Raw genomic sequence first — 17376 nt, 5'->3', positions numbered from 1 at the left:
CGCCGGTTAGCGCCGCTTCGCGGCGCTCCGGTCCTTGAGCACCCACCGGACAAGAATCCCCGCCAGCAGGGCCCAGAACGCCGCCCCGATCCCGGCAACGCTCAGCCCGGAGGCGGCCAGCAGGAAGGTCACCGAGGCGCCGATCCGTTCTTCTGCGACCGCCAGAGCGGACGCGATCGCCGAGGCCATGGTGCCCAGCAGAGCGAGGCCGGCCACCGCTTCGAGGAGGCCTTGCGGCGCCGCGGCCACCACGGTGACCAGCGCCGCGGAGGACGCTGCAAGTACCAGGTAGGCCAAGCCCGAGGTGAAGGCGGCAATCCACCGGCGGCCGCGGTCCGGGCCTGCTTCCTCGCCGGCGGCCAGTGCCGCGCTGAGGGCGGCCAGGTTGATGGCGTGGCCGCCGAACGGGGCGCCGAGCGCCGTCCCCGCCCCGGTCACCAACATCGACGGCCGCCACGGCGTGGGGTATCCGAAGGACTTCAGCACCGCCACGCCTGGAATGTTCTGGGAGGCCATCGTCACGATGAACAGCGGCAGGGCCACGCCCGCCACCGACTGCAGGGTGAATGCCGGAGTGGTCCACTGCAGTTCGGGCAGCAGTCTCTCCGCTGGAATGCTTCCACCGTTCAGCCCGATATAGAGCCCGATGACGGCCAAAGCCACCCCGAGCGACGCCGGAACGGACCACCGCGGCGCCAGTTTCATCATCAGCAACCAGCACAGGATCACCGGCGCCACCAGCAGCGGCGCGGAACCGAGGGCCTTGAAAGGGGCCACGCACAAGGGCAGGAGGACACCGGCAAGCATCGCCTGCGCAAGCGCGGTGGGGATCCGCGCCATCAGCCGTCCCAGCGGAGGCAGCAGCCCGGTCAGTGCGATCAGCACCCCGGCCACCAGGAAGGCGCCGACGGCGGCCGGCCAGCCGCCGTCGGGCGTTCCGGCTCCCGTGAGCAGCGCAGCCCCCGGCGTGGACCAGGCGAGCGTCACCGGCACCTTCGAGCGCCAGGAGAGCCAGAGGACGCCGATCCCGAAGCAGAGGGTGAGCGCCAGCAGGCCGCTGGCCGCCTGAGCATCGCTGGCCCCCACCGCACGCAGCCCGGCGAGGACCACCGCGAAGGAGGAGGTGAAGCCGACCAGGGCCGTCACGACGCCGGCGGTCAGGGGCATCGACAACTGCCGGGACGGCGGGGCTGGGGGAGCGGTGGTGGCTTCGGCCGGTGCAGCGCTGGAATCGAGGGAAGGCATGATCCTCAACGGTACCCGTTAAACGCCAAGGGCACTGGTGCCGCCTCCCGGCGGGACCAGTGCCCCGTTGACGTAACTGTTACGGCAGCTCTTTACTGACGCTCATCCGTGGCCGGAGCTTCGCCACCGGCCTTTTCCACGAATCCGGAAGCGGCGTCCTGGGCTGCATCAACCTGCTCGGCGAACTTTCCACCGGTCTTGTCGTCGATGAAATCACCGGCCTTCTCGATGCCGCCCTTGATGGCTTCCTCGTTGCCACCAATGAGCTCTTGAGCTTTGCCCTTCAGATCGTCAATTAGTCCCACGGGCACCTCCCTTCCGTCGCGGAGCCAGTTCGCTCCTCCGTTTTCCGAGCCTAACCCGGGATCACGGCCCTGCCAAGCAAGGATTGGCGGGCCCTCAGGAGCCGCTGTCGAGCCTGGCGTGCTCCTGGTGCCGGGGGCTGAGCGGATTCATCAGCGAATGCCGGCGGCCGTACCCGAAGTAGATCGCCAAGCCGATGGCCAGCCAGGCGCCAAACCGCAGCCAGGTGTCCCACGGCAGCTGCGTCATGAGGAAGCCCGAGGCCAGGACGCCGAAGGCCGGCACCAGGGGCATGAGCGGCAGGCGGAACGTGCGCGGCGCGCCGGGCTTCGTGTAGCGGAAGACGATCACGGCCACGCACACCACCACGAAGGCGGCAAGGATGCCGATGTTGGTGAGGTCGGCCACTGCCTTGATCGGGAAGACACCGGCAAGCAAGGCCGAGGTGATGCCTGCGATCCAGGTGACACGTTGCGGGGTGCCGTGGCGGTCCGTCTTCGCGAACCAGGTCGGGAGGAGCCCGTCGCGGCTCATCGTGAACCAGACACGGGTGACGCCCAGCAGGAAGGTGAGCATGACGGTGAGGATGGACAGCACGGCGAAGACCGAGATGATCGTGGCGATGACCGGAAGGCCGACGCCGGTGAACGCCGAGGCGAATCCGGCGGTGGGGTTGATGTCCTTGTAGTTCTGCATGCCGGTCAGGACCAGGGTAGCGGCCACGTAGAGGAGCATGGCGATCACGAGGGACAGCACGATGGCCTTGGGCATGTGCTTCTTGCCGTCCTTGGCCTCTTCTGCTGCGGTGCTCATGGCGTCATAGCCGAAGACCGCGAAGAATACGGTGGCGGATCCGGCCAGGACCGGGCCGAAGCCGCTGGGCATGAACGGGTTGTAGTTCTCGGTGTTGATGTAGAAGATGCCCAGCCCGATGATGAACACGATCAGCAGCACCTTGATGCCCACGGCGATCAGTTCGAAGCGGCCGAAGGTCTTGGTGCCCCGGCTCAGGATCCAGGTCACCAGCAGGCAGACAAGGATGGCGGGAATGTTGACGAGGCCGCCTTTGCCTTCGTCGACCGTGGACGTCATCCAGGCCGGCATGTGGATGCCGATTCCGGAGAGGAAGGCGTCGAAATAGCCGGAGATGCCGATCGCGACAACGGCGACGATCGCGATGTACTCGAGCAGCAGGTCCCAGCCGATGAACCAGCCGATGATTTCACCCAGGGCGACATAGCCGTAGGTGTAGGCCGAACCGGCGCGCGGGATCATGCCGGCGAATTCGGCGTAGGAAAGGGCCGCAGCCGCCGAGGCGAGGCCGGCCACGAGGAAGGAGATCAGCACCGCGGGGCCGACGCCGGGATTGCTGCCGTTGCCGTGGGCCACCAGGCCTGCGAGGGAGAAGATGCCGACGCCGATGATGCCGCCCACGCCGATGGCGGTCAGTTGCCAGAGGCCGAGGCTTTTGAAAAGGCCGCTGTGCTTGTTCTCCTCCTCGATGGTGTCGATCGGTTTTTTCCTGAGGATCGAACTTGTGAGCGTTTGTTGGTTCACCGGGGTGCTCCTGCCTGTAGGCGTGGTGGCTGAAAGCCGAAAAGGTCCGAGGAATAGTATGCGAGTCGAATCACATCAGATAAAGCGATTTTTCCTTAGCTTTATTCGTGGGATATTCCGATGTATCCAGTTCCGCTGTCCCGGTTCCGTGCAGTTGGAGGGCACAAAAAAAGCAGCTCCGAAGAGCTGCTTTCATGGTGGGNCCGCTGTCCCGGTTCCGTGCAGTTGGAGGGCACAAAAAAAGCAGCTCCGAAGAGCTGCTTTCATGGTGGGCGCGGGCCCGGAGAGCGGACGACGAGATTCGAACTCGCGACATCCACCTTGGCAAGGTGGTGCTCTACCAGCTGAGCTACGTCCGCACATGCTGAACCAGGTTCAACAACAAGCAAGTTGCCTTGCTCTGGTGGGCGATACTGGGATCGAACCAGTGACCTCTTCCGTGTCAGGGAAGCGCGCTACCGCTGCGCCAATCGCCCGTTTCCGTCAGGAGCCGGAAAATATCCGTTTCCGGTTCCTTAAAACCCGGAGAGCGGACGACGAGATTCGAACTCGCGACATCCACCTTGGCAAGGTGGTGCTCTACCAGCTGAGCTACGTCCGCAAATGTTGAGCGGATGGCCGGAGCCATCCGCTCAACGTCAAGCAAGTTTCCTTGCTCCCGTGGGCGATACTGGGATCGAACCAGTGACCTCTTCCGTGTCAGGGAAGCGCGCTACCGCTGCGCCAATCGCCCGTAATGATCCGGCCGGAACCGGGATCCAGGGTTTTCACCGAGGTGGGTACGGGATTCGAACCCGTGTATACGGCTTTGCAGGCCGCTGCCTCGCCTCTCGGCCAACCCACCGTGTAAGCAAGGGTTCCGGTTTCCCGGAAGTCCGTGCCGTGACAGTGTCCTGCGAGCGGACGACGAGATTCGAACTCGCGACATCCACCTTGGCAAGGTGGTGCTCTACCAGCTGAGCTACGTCCGCATTGCCGGATTTCCGCGGCCCGCCTCGATGGGCGGCCCGTCGCTTTCCGACGAGTAAAAACTCTATAGGAGGTTCGGGGAAACTCCAAATCGCTGGCCCCGGCGGGGCTGTCTGTGCGTCGACTTCCTTGGATTGGCGCGGAATTCCTGAGTTACACGCTTGTGATTAGCCTGCCCGGCGCGTGCGCCCGCGGGCTGGCGGCGCCGCCTCATGTATCTGCAGCGGGGGTGATTTCGGATTCCGTTCGGGCGGTTTTTGATTTCCGGCCGGAGTCGGTTAGTGTTTTTGATGCACGGGCGATTGGCGCAGTGGTAGCGCGCTTCGTTCACACCGAAGAGGTCACTGGTTCGAACCCAGTATCGCCCACCCGTGAGGCAAAGGCCCCTGTTGTTCTGCAAGGAACGGCAGGGGCCTTAGTCGTACTCCGGCGCCGTACGTCGCCGTCGCCCCCGGACGGCTCCGGGCTCGGATCCTGTCGGGGGTCTGTGAAAGAGTTTTCCTATGACAGATCCACTGCTTGCCCATGCCACCGACTACGGCCGGATGTACGCCCGTTCCACCACGGAAGCCTTTTCGGTGCCGTCCATCACCACTGTCATCGGGCAGCAGGCGCACTCGCTGGATGGCTGGTTCGGGTACATGGGAGCGAACAGCCTGGCGAACGATCCCGAACTGCCGCGGCTGCTCGGCAGCCCCGCCGGCCTCCGGCAGGCGGTCAACAAGGCAGCAAAGGCCGCCGAGGTGTACCGGGACGACGCTGCCCAGCGCGGGGACCGCGTACACGGCTACTGCGAACAAGTGGCCCTCCGGGCGCTCGGCAGGCCGCACCGGGTGGCGGAAGCCCGGAACGAGCTGGCTTCGCACGGCGAAGAGGCCTTCGCGGCACGGTTCGATGAATGGTGGGAGCTGTACCGCGTGGAACCGCTCGCCCCGGAAATCACCGTCTGGAACACCAGCGTCGGCTACGCCGGCACGCTGGACCTGGTGGCACGGATCAACGGCAGGATCTGCCTGATCGACTACAAGACAAAGGGAACCAACCGCGACGGCACGGTCAAGGCACTGGATGACAAGGTCGTCATGCAGCTGGTGGCAGGCATGAAGGCGGAGGAAAGCCTGGTGGATCCGGTGGCAGGGGAATGGGAGCCGTGGAAGTACGGCGAGGATCCGGTTCTCCTGGCCGTGGCCATCGGCGAAACCGAGGTCCGCCCGCAGCGCGCCAACCCGGATGTCCTTAAGCACCACTGGTGGAAATTCTGTGCCCTGAAACGGGTCTGGGACATGTCCGCGAACGTCGCTACGGCCGGCGCGGCCCTGCTTCCGGTCGCTCCACCGGCGTACCCCGCCGCTCCCGCCGTGGCCGGCTCCACTAAACTGGCTTAGCTTCCCTTGTATGGACGCCAAGCAAACGCCGATCGTGAGGACTGACAGCGCATGGCCATTTTGAGTATCCGGATCATCGGGGACCCCGTGCTGCGCACAGTGGCCGATCCTGTCACGGACTTCGGCCCCGAGCTTGCCAAACTGGTTGCCGACATGACCGAGACCATGGAGGACGTGGACGGTGCCGGCCTCGCCGCCCCGCAGATCGGCGTCAGCCAGCGGGTCTTCACCTACCGGATCGACGGCGTCGAGGGGCACATCATCAACCCCGTCCTGGAAAACAGTGAAGACTTCCAGGACGACCAGATCGAAGGCTGCCTCTCCATCCCCGGCCTGGCCTACCCCGTCCGCCGCCGCCGCACCACCCGCGCCACCGGCGTCGACCTCCACGGAAACCCGGTCAGCGTCGAGGCCGAAGGCATGCTCGCCCGCTGCTTCCAGCACGAAACGGACCACCTGGACGGCATCCTCTTCACCGACCGGCTCGAAGGCGACGATCGGAAGTCAGCCCTCCGGGCCATCCGTGCCGCGAACTACCACGCAGTGACCGAACAGACCACCAGCAAGCGGGCCTCCACCGTCGGCTCCAGCTTCGGCACCTTCGGTACCCCTGAATGAGGGTCCTTTTCGCCGGTACCCCGGCGGTCGCCGTTCCCTCCCTTGATGCGCTGGTCGACGCCGGATTCGACGTCGTCGCCGTCCTGACCCGGCCGGATGCGCCCACCGGGCGCAAAAGGGTCCTGACGCCGTCGCCGGTGGCCGCCCGCGCGGCGGAACTTGGCATCGATATCATCCACGCGGGAAAGGTGGACACCGAAACCACCGAACGCATCGCCTCCTACGAGCCCGACGTCGCGGCGATCGTCGCCTACGGCGGAATCGTCCCCAAGGCCGCCCTGGCCGTCCCGCGGCACGGCTGGATCAACCTGCACTTCTCCCTCCTCCCGGCCTGGCGCGGCGCCGCTCCGGTGCAGCGCGCCGTCATCGCCGGCGACGACATCACCGGCGCGGCCACCTTCCAGCTGGAAGAAGGACTGGACACAGGGCCGGTCTTCGGAACGGTCACGGAAGCCGTCCGGGCGGACGACACCGCCGGCGACCTCCTGGAACGGTTGTCCCGCAGTGGCGCCGTCCTGCTCAGCCAGACGCTGTCCGCCGTCGACGCCGGCAGGGCGGCCCCGGAACCGCAGAGCGGCGAGGTTTCGCTCGCTCCAAAGCTCACGCTCGACGACGGGCGGATCGACTGGCGGCAGCCCGCCCTCGCAATCAACCGCAGGGCCCGCGGCGTCACCCCGGAGCCCGGCGCCTGGACCATGCTTGACGGCCAGCGGGTCAAGCTCGAGCCGCTGCAGCTGCGGCCCGACGTCCGGGACCTGGAGCCGGGCCGGCTTCGCTTCGACGGCAAGAGTGTGCTGGCCGGTACCGGTTCGCATGCCGTGCAGCTTGGCCGCATCCAGCCGGCCGGCAAGAAAATGATGGCTTCGGCCGACTGGGCCCGCGGGGTGGCAGTGGAAAGCGTGGAATTCGAATGAGCGAGTCCGGACGACGGAACCCGGCAAACCATGGCGGCCGCGACGGCGGCAGCCGCGAACGGAGCCAGGGCGACCGCAGCAACGTGCGCCGCGACGCCAAGGGTCGCGAACGCAACCGCGGGCCGCAGCGCGGCTTTTCGGCCAGCGCACCCTCGCAGCGCACCCGGCGCGCCGACCCCGCTCGCCTCGTGGCCTTCGAGGTGCTCCGGGCCGTCGCCTCCGAGGACGCCTACGCCAACCTTGTGCTGCCTGCCCGGATCCGGCACCACCACCTCGACAAGCGGGACGCCGGCTTCGCCACGGAACTGAGCTACGGTGCGCTGCGCGGCCAAGGCACCTATGACGCCATCCTGGCGGCCTGCGTGGACCGGCCGCTGGCCAAGCTGGACCCGGCGGTGCTGGACGCCCTGCGGCTCGGCGCCCACCAGCTCCTGGCCATGCGGGTTCCCGCGCACGCCGCGCTGGACCAGACCGTCGGGCTGGCCCGTGCCGTCATCGGCGCCGGCCCCTCCTCCCTTATCAACGCTGTGCTCCGCAGGGTCACGGCCCGCTCGCTGCCCGAATGGCTGGACCACCTCCTTGAGGGCGAGACGGACGCCGTCAGGATCGATGCCGTGCGCCACGCCCATCCCGAGTGGATCGTGCGGGCGCTCCGCCAGTCGCTCGTGGCCCACGGCCGCCCGGCCGCCGAAATCACCGCGCTGCTCGAAGCGGACAACGCAGCCCCCGTGGTGAACCTCGTGGCGCTCCCAGGCCTCGGCAGCCTCGACGAAGCGCTGGAGAACGGTGCGACCCCGGGCCCGCTCGTCGCCGGTTCGGCGCTGTCCAGCGGCGGCGACCTCGGCCGGCTCTCCTCGGTCCGGGCCGGTACCACCCGCGTCCAGGACGTCGGTTCCCAGCTGGTGGCCCGCGCGGTCGCCGCCGTCGAGCTCGGCACCTCCGGCGGAAACACGGGCGAGAAGTGGCTGGACCTCTGTGCCGGCCCCGGCGGAAAAGCCGCGCTGCTCGCCGCCCTCGCCAACGAGTCCGGCGCCAGCCTGCTCGCCAACGAACCGGCGGCACATCGGGCCAAACTGGTCAGCCAGGCGCTGGCCGCCGTGCCCGGCTCCGCCTGGTCGGTCCGCACCGGCGACGGCCGGGACCTCGGCAAGGAACAACCCGGCGCCTTCGACCGGGTCCTCGCCGACGTTCCCTGCACCGGTCTGGGAGCCCTCCGCCGCCGGCCTGAATCCCGCTGGCGCCGCACGCCCAAGGACCTCGCCGAGCTGGGCCCGCTGCAGCGTGAGCTGCTCGAATCCGCCATCGACGCCGTCCGGCCCGGCGGTGTCGTGGCGTACGTGACTTGCTCACCGCACCCCGCCGAGACCACCGCCGTCGTCAGCGACGCCCTGGCCAAGCGGGAGGACCTCGAACTGCTCGACGCCGGCGCGGCACTGGATGCCGTCAGCCTCCAAGGGAACCTCGGTGCCGGAAACGAGCTCACCGCTCAGCTCTGGCCGCACCTGCACCGGACGGATGCCATGTTCATGGCCCTCATCCGCAAGAAGCCCTAAGCTCCACCCGCACCCGACCACCAACGCCAAGGGGAACGAACTTTGACCACGTGCTGCATCAACCCGAGCATCCTGTCCGCCGACTTCGTGAACCTGGAGGCGGAGCTGAAGCGGATCAGCAACGCCGACGCCGTCCACGTCGACGTCATGGACAACCATTTCGTGCCGAACCTGACGCTCGGGCTGCCGGTCGTGGAGCGCATCCAGGCGGTCAGTCCGGTCCCGCTGGACGCCCACCTGATGATCGCCGACGCCGACCGCTGGGCGCCTGCCTACGCCGACGCCGGCGTCGCGTCCGTGACCTTCCACGCCGAGGCGGCCATCGCGCCGATCAAACTCGCGCGCGAGCTGCGGGCGCGCGGCGCGAAGGCCGGCATGGCCCTGCGCCCGGCGACCCCGGTGGAGCCGTACCTGGACATGCTCAGCGAACTCGACATGCTCCTGATCATGACCGTGGAACCGGGCTTCGGCGGCCAGTCCTTCCTCGATGTGACCCTGCCCAAGATCCGCCGGGCGCGCGCGGCCATCGACGGCTCCGGGATCGGCGTGGCCCTGCAGGTGGACGGCGGCATCACGGAGGAAACCATCCTGCGTGCGGCCGAAGCCGGGGCCAACGTGTTCGTGGCCGGCTCCGCCGTGTACGGCCAGGACGACCCTGCCGCGGCCATCGACCGGCTCCGCGAAGCAGGCATTGGCGCCGCCGCGCGGCGCTAGGCTGCCGGCGCTGAAACGCCAACCGTGACGAACTGTTGACCGCGCGGCCCGGGGAATAGCCGGGCCGCCGTCGAAGTTGTGCCACAATAGCAAACACACATTACGTGCTCCGGGGTCGGTGTAATTCCGAACCGGCGGTCATAGTCCGCGACCCGCGAGCCATCGTTTCCAATCCGGAAGCGGCGGCGGACGGTTGAACTGGTGGAATTCCAGTACCGACAGTCAAAGTCTGGATGGGAGAAGCACGTACAGTCATGCTGCGGCGTCCGTTTTTCGGGCGGCCGGCATTGCGCTGTCGTACACCCCCGGAGCCATCGCGGCTTTCAGGGAAGGAACGGCATGGATTTTCTGCGATGGCTCTTCGAGGCACAGATTCCGATTGGCGGGTCTGCGCTTGTTCTACGCGAAGTGCTGGGAAACATTTTCGGGCTGGCCAGTGCCCTCGGCGGAATGCGCCGCAAAGTCTGGGCATGGCCCGTGGGTATCGCGGGCAACCTGCTCCTCCTCACGGTCTTCCTCGGCAACGTATTCGGCGCCGCGACTCCGGCGACCCTCTGGGGCCAGGCCGGACGGCAGGTGATGTTTATCGCCGTCGCCGCCTACGGCTGGTACCGCTGGCGCGAAGGACGAACCTCCGCCACCCAGGGCCGCGCCGTGGTGCCGTCCTGGGCATCTGCAAAGGTCCGCATCGCGCTCGTCGCCGCGCTGTTCGCCGGTACTGCCGCCCTCACACCGCTGTTCGACTCGCTGGGCTCGTACCCGCCGGTCTGGGCCGACGCCTGGACCTTCACCGGTTCCCTGCTGGCCACCTACGGCATGGCACGGGGCTGGACCGAGTTCTGGCTGATCTGGGTGGCCGTGGACATCGTCGGCGTGCCGCTGCTCTTCAGTGCCGGCTACTTCGCCAGCGCCTTCATGTACCTCTTCTATGGCTTCTTCACGCTGGCAGGGTTCTTTGTCTGGTGGCGCGCGGGACGCCGGGAGGGCCTTTCCGTGCAGCCCGCCGCCGTACCGGCCGGAGCCGCCTCATGAGCACCGCCCTCAACACGACCGTCTTCACGGAGGCCGAGCAGGCGGCCATGGACGCCGCCCTGGCCGCGGCCCTCCTCGGCCCGCGCGGAGCCAACCCCCTGGTCGGGGCCGTGGTGCTCGGCCCGGACGGCACACAGCTCGTCACCGGCTACCACCGGGGTGCCGGCACGGCCCACGCCGAGGCCGACGCCATCGCCGAGGCCCGGGCCGCCGGGATCGACCTCAACGGCACCACCATGGTGGTCACCCTGGAACCCTGCAACCACTCCGGGCGCACCGGCCCGTGCGCCCAGGCGATCATCGCTGCCGGCGTCTCCCGGGTGGTGTACGCCGTCGATGACCCGCACCACCACGCTGCCGGCGGCGCCGTCACGCTCCGTACGGCCGGGGTGGACGTCGCGTCCGGCCTGGGCGGCGAACAGGCCACCGCGCTGAACCGCGAATGGTTCGACGCCGTCCGGCACCGCCGCCCCTTCGTGACCCTCCACATCGCCCAGACCCTGGACAGCCGGATCGCCGCCAGCGACGGCACCAGCCAGTGGATCTCCAGCCCCGAGTCGCTCGCGGACAACCACGAGCTGCGTGGACTGATCGACGCGATCCTGGTGGGAACCGAGACCGTGCTGGTGGACAATCCGCGCCTCACGGCACGCAACGCCGAGGGCGAAGAATCCGGTAAGCAGCCGCTGCGTGTGGTCATGGGTCTGCGCGGCGTCCCCGGGGACGCCGCAATCCGTGGCTCCGACGGCAACTTCGTGCACCTTGCCACCCGGGATCCCGCCGAAGCCCTGGCCGTGCTCTACGACCGGGACATCCGCCACCTGATGGTCGAAGGCGGCTCCCGGATCCTGAGCGCCTTCCTGGCGGCCGGACTGGTGGACGAACTGATCGTCTACTTGGCGCCCACCTTGCTTGGCAGCGGCACGCCCGCCCTACATGACCTGGGCATCGGCACCCTCGCCGATGCCCAGCACTGGACCTGGGACGACGCCGGCGGCGGAGCAATCCAGGCCCTCGGCCGCGACCTACGGCTGCACCTGAAACCCTTGGCGGAAGCCACCGAAGACCACACCCCCGGCAAGGACGCCGCGGACGCCACCGAAGGAGAACACTGAATGTTTACCGGAATCGTCGCCGAACAGGGCAAGGTCTTGTCCATCGGCCACCAGGGCACTGTGAGCGCCACGCTGCGCCTCTCGGCGCCCAGCACCACGGACGGGCTTGAGCTCGGCGGCTCGATCGCCGTCAACGGGGTTTGCCTCACGGCAACCGAGATCGACGGCCAGGAGTTCAGCGTCGACGTGATGGGGGAGACCCTCGTCCGCACGACCATCGGCGAACTCGCCCCGGGCGACGTCGTCAACCTTGAGCGTTGCGTCCCTGCGGGCGGGCGGCTTGACGGCCATGTGGTCCAGGGCCACGTCGACGGCGTCGGACAGCTCCTGGAGCGCGAGTCCCAGGGCAACTGGGACAGGCTCCGCTTCGGCGTCCCGGCGCAGCTGGCCCGCTACATCGCCGAAAAAGGCTCCATCGCCGTCGACGGCGTCTCCCTCACCGTGACCGCCGTGAGCCCCGCCCAGGAAAACGAGCCCTGGTTCGAGGTCGGGCTGATCCCCACCACCCTCGAGGAAACCGGCCTCGGCGCCAAGGTGATCGGCGGACGCGTCAACCTGGAGGTGGACGTGCTGGCCAAGTACACAGAACGGCTGCTGTCCTTCGCCGCCCGCCCGGGTGCCGGCAACCACGCCGCCGGTCACGGCGCGAACGGAGGCGACGCCAAGTGAGCACCTTCCCCGAGGAAAGCGGCACCGCCGTGCGCCACGGACTGGACCCGGTGGAGGACGCCATCGCTGCGATGGCCGCCGGCCGTGCCGTGGTGGTGGTCGACAACGAAGACCGCGAGAACGAAGGCGACATCATCTTCGCTGCCGAGCATGCCACCTCCGCACTCATGGGCTGGACCATCCGCTACAGCTCCGGGGTGATCTGCGTTCCGCTGGAAGGTTCCCGCGCCGACGCCCTCCAGCTGCCGCCCATGGTCGAAGACAACCAGGACTCCAAGGGCACCGCCTACACCGTGTCCTGCGATGCGGCCACGGGCGTGAGCACCGGAATCTCCGCCGGCGACCGGGCGCTGACCGCCAGGATCCTCGCGGACCCGGCCAGCACGCCGTCGTCGATTACCCGCCCGGGGCATATTTTCCCGCTCCGCGCCGTTAACGGTGGAGTGCGTGAACGCCCCGGACACACGGAGGCGGCAGTGGACCTATGCCGCCTGGCCGGGCTTGCCCCGGTAGGCGTGATCGCCGAAGTGGTTCACGATGATGGTGAGATGATGCGCCTGGACAGCCTCCGGGACTTCGCCGCGGAACATGGGTGCCCCTTGATCTCGATCGAGGATCTTGTGGCATACGTGGCGGCAGGGGCCGACAGCCAGGCAGGAGAAGAGGAGACACGATGACCGCACAGCGTTACGGCGACGGCGGCACCAGCGACCGCGGCACGGCGCACCGGAAGCATCCGGTCAGCGGCGGCCCGGTGGTCCAGCTGCCCACCGCCTTCGGCGAGTTCATTGCGCAGGCCTGGATCGACGAAGCCACCGGCGTGGAGCACCTCGCGGTGAGTTCCCCGAACCCTCCCCGCAACGGCACCTTGCCCTTGGTGCGCCTGCACTCCGAATGCCTCACCGGCGACGTCTTCGGCTCCTACCGCTGCGATTGCGGCGAACAGCTGGCCTACGCCCTGGAACTGATCCGCGACGAGGGCGGTACCCTGCTTTACCTGCGCGGACAGGAAGGCCGGGGGATCGGGCTGGCCAACAAGATCAAGGCCTACGCCCTCCAGGAAGCAGGCTTCGACACCGTGGAAGCCAACGAACAGCTCGGCCTGCCGGTGGATGCCCGCTGCTACAAGGCCGCCGCGCAGATCCTCGCCGAGATGGGCCTGCATGAGATCAGGCTGCTCAGCAACAACCCGGACAAGCAGAACCGCCTCGCCCAGGCCGGCGTGAAGGTCGTCGAAATGGTCCCCACCGAAGTCCCCTCGCGGGAAGAGAACCTGCGCTACCTGCAGACCAAGAAGGAGCGCATGGACCACCGGCTGACCCTCGCCGACCCTGCTGCCGCAGGCACCGGCTCCTTTGACCACGAACAAGACTGAACACGTCAAGACTGACCACGAACAAGACTGAACGGAAAAACATACACCCCATGAGCGGACACGGCGCCCCCACCATCGACCTCACCACCCTCAACCCGGAAGAAAGCTCCCAGCTCAAGCTCGCCATCGTAGCGGCCAGCTGGCACACCCAGATCATGGACGGACTCCTCGACGGAGCCCTCCGCGCGGCAAAGGAAGCAGGCATCGCCGAACCCGCCGTGCTGCGCGTGCCGGGTTCCTTCGAACTGCCCGTCGCCGCCGCCCGGCTCGCACCGCACTTCGACGCCGTGGTTGCCCTCGGCGTGGTCATCCGCGGCGGCACGCCGCACTTCGACTACGTCTGCCAGGCCGCGACGTCGGGACTCACCGACGTCAGCGTCCGCACCGGCGTGCCGGTCGGCTTCGGCGTACTCACCTGCGACACCGAGCAGCAGGGCCTGGACCGTGCTGGCCTGCCAGGCTCTTCCGAGGACAAGGGCCACGAAGCAGTCACGGCTGCCCTGGCCACTGCGCTGACCCTCAAGCAGTACTCCGCCGCCTGAGGCCGACGGAAAGACAGGATCCTGCGGAAGCGAAGGGGATGTGGGCGGTGCGCGCTGTGTGTTCGCTCACATCCCCTTCGTCATGCAAGGCCCCGGGAAGCGGCTCCGCCCGCCGAACAAGTAGGCTGTAGGGCGTGAAGAATTTCGAGACGCTGTTCGCAGAACTGAGCGAAAAGGCAGCGAGCCGTCCGGCAGGGTCCCGTACCGTCGCCGAACTGGACTCCGGAATCCACGGCATCGGCAAGAAGGTCGTCGAAGAAGCCGCCGAAGTCTGGATGGCTGCAGAATACGAATCCGACGAGGCCGCGGCCGAGGAAATCTCCCAGCTGCTGTACCACCTGCAGGTCCTCATGCTGGCAAAGGGACTGAACCTGGAGGATGTTTACAAGCATCTGTAGCCGCGCACGCGTGGCCCATGCTTGAAAACCAACCCCTCCACAAGAATCCCCAGAAAGACTCCCCATGCTGCGAGTAGCCGTCCCCAACAAGGGATCCCTGTCCGAAGCCGCCTCCGCGATGCTCAGCGAGGCGGGATACCGCCAGCGCCGCGACTCCCGCGAACTGGTCATGGTCGATCCCGACAACGAAATCGAGTTCTTCTTCCTGCGCCCCCGCGACATCGCCGTGTACGTCGGCCAGGGAACCCTCGACGTCGGAATCACCGGCCGCGACCTGCTCCTGGACGCACAGGTGGAGGCCGAGGAACTGCTGCCATTGGGCTTCGCCGCCTCGACCTTCCGCTTCGCCGGACCCGTGGGCAACTTCTCCGGCGTCGAGCAGCTCGAAGGCAAGCGCCTCGCCACCAGCTACGACGGCCTGCTGCGGGACTACCTCGCCGAACGCGGCGTCAACGCCAAGGTGGTCCGCCTCGACGGCGCCGTGGAGTCTTCGGTGCGGCTCGGCGTCGCGGACGCCATCGCCGACGTCGTGGAGACCGGCAACACCCTCAAAGCCGCCGGCATGGAAATCTTCGGCGAACCGATCCTCCGCTCCGAAGCGGTCCTCATCCGCCGCACCGGTGAAGGCGGCGCGGCCAACGGCACCGCCAAGGAAATCGAAGTGCTGATCCGCCGCCTGCAGGGCGTGCTGGTCGCCCGCCAGTACGTGCTCATGGACTACGACATCCGCAAGGACCTGGTGGAAGACGCCGCCGCCCTCACCCCCGGCCTGGAATCGCCCACGGTCTCCCCGCTGCGCGACTCCGACTGGGTGGCCGTGCGCTCCATGGTTCCGAAGAAGGAAACCAACCGGATCATGGACGAGCTGTACGACCTCGGCGCCCGCGCCATCCTGGTCAGCAGCATCCACGCCTGCCGCATCTAGTCCGGATTCCACGAACCCACAGGAGCAACCATGGCTGTAGCCGTACGTGTCATCCCGTGCCTGGACGTCGACGCCGGGCGGGTGGTCAAGGGGATCAACTTCGAAGGCCTCCGCGACGCCGGCGACCCGGTGGAGCTTGCCCACCGCTACGACAACGGCGGGGCCGACGAACTGACCTTCCTTGACGTCACCGCCTCGTCCGGGAACCGTGAGACCACCTTCGACGTCGTGCGCCGCACCGCCGAAGAGGTCTTCATCCCGCTGACTGTCGGCGGCGGCGTGCGCGGCGTGGCCGAAGTGGACAAACTGCTGCGCTACGGCGCGGACAAGGCCTCCATCAACACCGCCGCAGTGGCCCGGCCGGACGTGATCAACGAGATCACCCGGCACTTCGGCTCCCAGGTGCTGGTCCTTTCGGTGGACGCCCGCCGCACCCGCCCGGGCTCCGAACCCACGCCCTCCGGCTTCGAGGTGACCACCCACGGCGGCCGCCAGGGCACCGGGATCGACGCCATCGCCTGGGCGAAGGAAGCCGCGGACCGGGGCGTGGGGGAGATCCTCCTGAACTCCATCGACGCCGACGGCACCAAGGACGGCTTCGACCTCGAGCTGATCCGCCTGGTCCGGGCGGCCGTGACCATCCCGATCATCGCCTCGGGCGGCGCCGGCGAGCCCGCGCACTTCCCGCCCGCCGTGGAAGCCGGGGCCGACGCCGTCCTGGCCGCCTCCGTCTTCCACTTCGGCCCGGACGACATGATCGCCCAGGTCAAGACCGCGATCCGCACGGCGGGCTTCGAGGTCCGCTGACACACCCCAAACGAACGGCGGGCCACCGGAAATCCGGTGGCCCGCCGTCGTCGTTAAGTGAGCGGTGCCGTCAGAGACCGACTTCGGCCGACTGCAGGAGCGCGACGGCGTCCGGCTGGCCCTCGAAGGTGACCAGCGCGTGCCGGGTCCGGCCGTGGGCGTGCATCAGCAATTCGCCCGGGTCGCCGACGATCGCCACCGACACCGGGGCCCGCTTGGCCACATGGCGCGGGCCGGTGGGGCGGACCAGCACAATGCCGAGGTCCACTCCTCGGTAGAGGATCGCGGCGCGCTTGATCAGTTCGTCCCACAGTGCGTCCGAGTATGCCTCGTCCAGGGCCCGGGGTGCCCAGCGGTCGCCGGCGCGGCGGATGTCCTCGGTGTGCACGAAATACTCGATGAGGTTGGAGGACTCGTCCAGGGCCTTGATGCGCAGCGGCGAGAGTGCCGGCGGGCCGCTACGGAAGGTGTTGACGAGTTCTGCGTAGGCGTCCGGCGAATCGAGCCTGGCCGCGAGCTTGGCGGTGGCCTTGTCCGAGGCCTTGGCCAGCCCCTTCACCAGCAGGCCGATCCCCACGGCCGCTTTCCGTTCGCGCAGATACAGGTGCGCGGCGAGGTCCCGGGTCTGCCACCCTTCGCAGAGCGTGGGTGAGTCAGGACCGGCCGCCAGAAGGGTTTCGGCCAATACTTCACGGGAGGGATCGACGAAATGCATCACTTGTGAAATTAGCACGAGAGCAGCCCGGATGCGCACTGGAACCGCCGCTGGATTCCCGGACTCCCGAAGGCACTAGACTTGATCCGATGTCTGATCAGCCAGTACCCAGCACCGCCCTTGCCGCAGGCCCCCTCCCGGAGGAAATTGCCGCTGCCCTGAAACGCGATCCTGCCGGCCTGGTGGCCGCCATCATCCAGCAGCATGACAGCGGCGAAGTGCTCATGCTGGGCTGGATGGACGACGAAGCCCTGCACCGCACCCTGACCAGCGGGCGCGTCACGTTCTACTCCCGGTCCCGCCAGGAGTACTGGCGCAAGGGAGACACGTCCGGGCACGTCCAGTTCGTCAAATCAGTCGCCCTGGACTGCGACGGCGACGCCCTGCTGGTCCGCGTCGACCAGGTCGGCGCCGCCTGCCACACCGGAACCCGGACCTGCTTTGACGGCCGGGACCTCGGGGCCGTTGCTTCGGCCCAGTGACCGGCGCCCGCGACTGAGCCACCCCACTGCCCCCACCCCGACACAAGAAGAGGCGGAG

At 67.9% G+C, this 17376-nt stretch carries 19 protein-coding genes, 7 tRNA genes and 1 riboswitch; of the genes, 16 read left to right on the top strand and 10 right to left on the bottom strand.

Features of this window, described 5'->3' with window-relative positions; all coding sequences use genetic code 11:
* Nucleotides 1-6: 6 nt before the first annotated feature.
* The 9 genes from D3654_RS07295 to D3654_RS07255 all read right to left on the bottom strand — a co-directional run bounded on the left by D3654_RS07295 (nt 7) and on the right by D3654_RS07255 (nt 4076).
* On the bottom strand, nt 7-1245 hold the full coding sequence (locus D3654_RS07295) for a benzoate/H(+) symporter BenE family transporter (protein ID WP_162943672.1): 1239 nt from the start codon (nt 1243-1245) through the stop codon (nt 7-9).
* Nucleotides 1246-1337: 92 nt separating this feature from the next.
* Entirely contained in the window at nt 1338-1556 is a 219-nt protein-coding gene (locus D3654_RS07290) for an antitoxin (protein ID WP_205571752.1), read from the bottom strand.
* An 88-nt stretch (nt 1557-1644) separates the two neighbouring features.
* Nucleotides 1645-3105 (bottom strand): amino acid permease, encoded by a 1461-nt coding sequence (locus D3654_RS07285; RefSeq protein WP_120520841.1) that lies wholly within the window; start codon nt 3103-3105, stop codon nt 1645-1647.
* A 286-nt stretch (nt 3106-3391) separates the two neighbouring features.
* Nucleotides 3392-3464 (bottom strand) — tRNA-Gly (locus D3654_RS07280).
* Between the two features lie 42 nt (nt 3465-3506).
* Nucleotides 3507-3581, bottom strand: a tRNA-Val gene (locus D3654_RS07275).
* 52 nt (nt 3582-3633) lie between these two features.
* Nucleotides 3634-3706 (bottom strand) — tRNA-Gly (locus tag D3654_RS07270).
* A 60-nt stretch (nt 3707-3766) separates the two neighbouring features.
* Nucleotides 3767-3838: transfer RNA gene (locus D3654_RS07265), tRNA-Val, on the bottom strand.
* 40 nt (nt 3839-3878) lie between these two features.
* Nucleotides 3879-3949, bottom strand: a tRNA-Cys gene (locus tag D3654_RS07260).
* A gap of 54 nt (nt 3950-4003) precedes the next feature.
* Nucleotides 4004-4076 (bottom strand) — tRNA-Gly (locus tag D3654_RS07255).
* Nucleotides 4077-4370: 294 nt separating this feature from the next.
* Here D3654_RS07255 and D3654_RS07250 point away from each other — a divergent pair.
* From D3654_RS07250 to hisF, 15 genes are all read left to right on the top strand, one after another.
* A tRNA-Val gene (locus D3654_RS07250) sits at nt 4371-4442 on the top strand.
* 135 nt (nt 4443-4577) lie between these two features.
* Nucleotides 4578-5459, top strand: a complete 882-nt coding sequence (locus D3654_RS07245; RefSeq protein ID WP_120520840.1) for a cytochrome — start codon at nt 4578-4580, stop codon at nt 5457-5459.
* Between the two features lie 51 nt (nt 5460-5510).
* Nucleotides 5511-6077, top strand: coding sequence for a peptide deformylase (gene def / locus D3654_RS07240; protein ID WP_120520839.1), 567 nt, complete (start codon nt 5511-5513; stop codon nt 6075-6077).
* Complete coding sequence (gene fmt / locus D3654_RS07235) at nt 6074-6991, top strand: methionyl-tRNA formyltransferase (RefSeq protein WP_120520838.1); 918 nt, start codon at nt 6074-6076, stop codon at nt 6989-6991. The genes def and fmt overlap by 4 nt, the downstream gene beginning before the upstream one ends.
* Nucleotides 6988-8544 carry an RsmB/NOP family class I SAM-dependent RNA methyltransferase gene (locus D3654_RS07230; RefSeq protein WP_120520837.1) on the top strand — a complete coding sequence of 519 codons (1557 nt, stop codon included), beginning with the start codon at nt 6988-6990 and terminating at the stop codon, nt 8542-8544. The genes fmt and D3654_RS07230 overlap by 4 nt, the downstream gene beginning before the upstream one ends.
* Before the next feature lie 42 nt (nt 8545-8586).
* Complete coding sequence (gene rpe, locus D3654_RS07225) at nt 8587-9258, top strand: ribulose-phosphate 3-epimerase (RefSeq protein WP_120520836.1); 672 nt, start codon at nt 8587-8589, stop codon at nt 9256-9258.
* Nucleotides 9259-9358: 100 nt separating this feature from the next.
* Nucleotides 9359-9508: riboswitch (FMN riboswitch) on the top strand.
* 89 nt (nt 9509-9597) lie between these two features.
* Complete coding sequence (gene pnuC, locus D3654_RS07220; RefSeq protein ID WP_120520835.1) at nt 9598-10290, top strand: nicotinamide riboside transporter PnuC; 693 nt, start codon at nt 9598-9600, stop codon at nt 10288-10290.
* Entirely contained in the window at nt 10287-11405 is a 1119-nt protein-coding gene (ribD, locus tag D3654_RS07215) for a bifunctional diaminohydroxyphosphoribosylaminopyrimidine deaminase/5-amino-6-(5-phosphoribosylamino)uracil reductase RibD (RefSeq protein WP_120520834.1), read from the top strand. The genes pnuC and ribD overlap by 4 nt, the downstream gene beginning before the upstream one ends.
* Nucleotides 11406-12074, top strand: a complete 669-nt coding sequence (locus D3654_RS07210; protein WP_120520833.1) for a riboflavin synthase — start codon at nt 11406-11408, stop codon at nt 12072-12074. It begins immediately after the preceding gene.
* Between the two features lie 71 nt (nt 12075-12145).
* The gene (ribB, locus tag D3654_RS07205) at nt 12146-12751 is read left to right on the top strand and encodes a 3,4-dihydroxy-2-butanone-4-phosphate synthase (RefSeq protein WP_245413136.1); all 606 of its coding nucleotides are present in this window, start codon (nt 12146-12148) and stop codon (nt 12749-12751) included.
* Nucleotides 12748-13449, top strand: coding sequence for a GTP cyclohydrolase II (gene ribA / locus D3654_RS07200; RefSeq protein ID WP_120520831.1), 702 nt, complete (start codon nt 12748-12750; stop codon nt 13447-13449). The genes ribB and ribA overlap by 4 nt, the downstream gene beginning before the upstream one ends.
* Nucleotides 13450-13499: 50 nt before the next feature.
* Nucleotides 13500-13991 (top strand): 6,7-dimethyl-8-ribityllumazine synthase, encoded by a 492-nt coding sequence (gene ribH, locus D3654_RS07195; RefSeq protein WP_120520830.1) that lies wholly within the window; start codon nt 13500-13502, stop codon nt 13989-13991.
* 134 nt (nt 13992-14125) lie between these two features.
* Nucleotides 14126-14389, top strand: coding sequence for a phosphoribosyl-ATP diphosphatase (locus tag D3654_RS07190; RefSeq protein ID WP_074587631.1), 264 nt, complete (start codon nt 14126-14128; stop codon nt 14387-14389).
* Between the two features lie 64 nt (nt 14390-14453).
* Nucleotides 14454-15314: an ATP phosphoribosyltransferase gene (gene hisG, locus D3654_RS07185; RefSeq protein ID WP_120520829.1), complete on the top strand. Its 861-nt coding sequence runs from the start codon at nt 14454-14456 to the stop codon at nt 15312-15314.
* A 30-nt stretch (nt 15315-15344) separates the two neighbouring features.
* Nucleotides 15345-16121, top strand: coding sequence for an imidazole glycerol phosphate synthase subunit HisF (hisF, locus tag D3654_RS07180; protein ID WP_120520828.1), 777 nt, complete (start codon nt 15345-15347; stop codon nt 16119-16121).
* Between the two features lie 70 nt (nt 16122-16191).
* Here hisF and D3654_RS07175 read toward each other — a convergent pair whose 3' ends face one another.
* Nucleotides 16192-16836 (bottom strand): TIGR03085 family metal-binding protein, encoded by a 645-nt coding sequence (locus D3654_RS07175; RefSeq protein ID WP_120520827.1) that lies wholly within the window; start codon nt 16834-16836, stop codon nt 16192-16194.
* Nucleotides 16837-16925: 89 nt separating this feature from the next.
* Between D3654_RS07175 and hisI the strand changes: the two genes are divergently transcribed.
* Nucleotides 16926-17318 carry a phosphoribosyl-AMP cyclohydrolase gene (hisI, locus tag D3654_RS07170; protein ID WP_120520826.1) on the top strand — a complete coding sequence of 131 codons (393 nt, stop codon included), beginning with the start codon at nt 16926-16928 and terminating at the stop codon, nt 17316-17318.
* The last annotated feature ends 58 nt before the right edge of the window (nt 17319-17376 follow it).

This window comes from Arthrobacter celericrescens (assembly GCF_003614925.1).
Classification (GTDB): Bacteria; Actinomycetota; Actinomycetes; order Actinomycetales; family Micrococcaceae; genus Arthrobacter; species Arthrobacter celericrescens.
Note: the sequence above shows the minus strand (reverse complement) of the source record. Positions and strands in the feature narration are given on the sequence as shown.

What these genes read in the sequence shown, in the direction of transcription:
- D3654_RS07295 (WP_162943672.1), bottom strand. Translation starts at nt 1,245, where the DNA reads ATGCCTTCCCTCGATTCCAGCGCTGCACCGGCCGAAGCCACCACCGCT.
- D3654_RS07245 (WP_120520840.1), top strand. Translation starts at nt 4,578, where the DNA reads ATGACAGATCCACTGCTTGCCCATGCCACCGACTACGGCCGGATGTAC.
- def (WP_120520839.1), top strand. Translation starts at nt 5,511, where the DNA reads ATGGCCATTTTGAGTATCCGGATCATCGGGGACCCCGTGCTGCGCACA.
- fmt (WP_120520838.1), top strand. Translation starts at nt 6,074, where the DNA reads ATGAGGGTCCTTTTCGCCGGTACCCCGGCGGTCGCCGTTCCCTCCCTT.
- D3654_RS07230 (WP_120520837.1), top strand. Translation starts at nt 6,988, where the DNA reads ATGAGCGAGTCCGGACGACGGAACCCGGCAAACCATGGCGGCCGCGAC.
- pnuC (WP_120520835.1), top strand. Translation starts at nt 9,598, where the DNA reads ATGGATTTTCTGCGATGGCTCTTCGAGGCACAGATTCCGATTGGCGGG.
- ribD (WP_120520834.1), top strand. Translation starts at nt 10,287, where the DNA reads ATGAGCACCGCCCTCAACACGACCGTCTTCACGGAGGCCGAGCAGGCG.
- D3654_RS07210 (WP_120520833.1), top strand. Translation starts at nt 11,406, where the DNA reads ATGTTTACCGGAATCGTCGCCGAACAGGGCAAGGTCTTGTCCATCGGC.
- ribB (WP_245413136.1), top strand. Translation starts at nt 12,146, where the DNA reads ATGGCCGCCGGCCGTGCCGTGGTGGTGGTCGACAACGAAGACCGCGAG.
- ribA (WP_120520831.1), top strand. Translation starts at nt 12,748, where the DNA reads ATGACCGCACAGCGTTACGGCGACGGCGGCACCAGCGACCGCGGCACG.
- ribH (WP_120520830.1), top strand. Translation starts at nt 13,500, where the DNA reads ATGAGCGGACACGGCGCCCCCACCATCGACCTCACCACCCTCAACCCG.
- hisG (WP_120520829.1), top strand. Translation starts at nt 14,454, where the DNA reads ATGCTGCGAGTAGCCGTCCCCAACAAGGGATCCCTGTCCGAAGCCGCC.
- hisF (WP_120520828.1), top strand. Translation starts at nt 15,345, where the DNA reads ATGGCTGTAGCCGTACGTGTCATCCCGTGCCTGGACGTCGACGCCGGG.
- D3654_RS07175 (WP_120520827.1), bottom strand. Translation starts at nt 16,836, where the DNA reads ATGCATTTCGTCGATCCCTCCCGTGAAGTATTGGCCGAAACCCTTCTG.
- hisI (WP_120520826.1), top strand. Translation starts at nt 16,926, where the DNA reads ATGTCTGATCAGCCAGTACCCAGCACCGCCCTTGCCGCAGGCCCCCTC.